Genomic DNA, 976 nt, shown 5'->3' with positions numbered 1-976 from the left:
TAGGGCGTGTCTCCCAATTTGAGAGTTCCCACGCGGGAGTGGATGACGGCGCAGGCCAACAAGACACCGCCGAGGTAGGTCAGGGCATATTTGTCGTAGCGGGTCGCAACACCGCGCCACTGCTTGAGCCGACTGAAGCCCCGCTCGACCGTATTGCGTAGCGCATAACGCGCGGGGTCGAACGCGGGCGGGCGACCCCCATCGGGCCCTTTGGCTTTACGCCGGGCGATCTGGTCGCTGCGTTCGGGAATGGTGTGTTTGATTCGGCGGGAACGCAATTCGGTCCGTGTGCTCGGATGTGAGTACGCCTTGTCGGCCAGCAACCCGAAGTCACACTCGGATAAACCGCGCTCGGCGCGGGCCACGGCGTGCTCATCGAGCAACGGCACCAGCTGCGGATTGTCGCCGGCCTGACCGGCGGTCAACCGGACCGCCACAGGGGCCTGGCGTTGATCGGTGAGGGCATGGATCTTGGTGGTCAGCCCGCCGCGGGAGCGACCGATCGCATGGTCGTCAGGCTCCTCAGCGGATTTCTTGTAATTCGATAGTGCCCCCTGTGACCATCGTGTCCGAACGAGCGCCCGCCGCATGCTGATGTGCCCGCACGCTTGTCGAATCCACCGCGAGCAGCTTGTCGATGTCGGCGACCATCGCCTCATCCAACCCGAACGCCGTCGCGATCCGGGCGAACATCGCGTCGTAGGTGCCGTCCAACGACCAGCGGTGATGACGTTTCCACACGGTCTGCCACGGCCCGAACTCCGTGGGCAGGTCCCGCCACGGACTGCCGGTGCGAAACCGCCAGGCGATGGCTTCCAGGATCCTGCGGTGATCACCGAACCTGTTGCCCCGCTTGCCTTCATGCGAGGGCATCAAGGGTTCCACGACAGCCCAGAACTCGTCAGAAATCACATCCATCCGTGTCACCGATCAATCGTCGCCGATAACACCCTCACATTCGGGAGACACGCCCTAG

Annotated in this window: 1 pseudogene; it reads right to left on the bottom strand. The window is 63.8% G+C overall.

Annotation, left to right across the window (positions count from 1 at the left end):
* Positions 1-927 (bottom strand): annotated as a pseudogene (locus tag TL10_RS30460) (IS5 family transposase); the annotation flags it as partial.
* Positions 928-976 lie beyond the last annotated feature (49 nt).

The organism is Mycolicibacterium llatzerense (genome assembly GCF_000878195.1).
Classification (GTDB): domain Bacteria; phylum Actinomycetota; class Actinomycetes; order Mycobacteriales; family Mycobacteriaceae; genus Mycobacterium; species Mycobacterium llatzerense.
The sequence above is the reverse complement of the archived record's forward strand: the minus strand, read 5'-3'. Positions and strand labels throughout refer to the sequence as shown.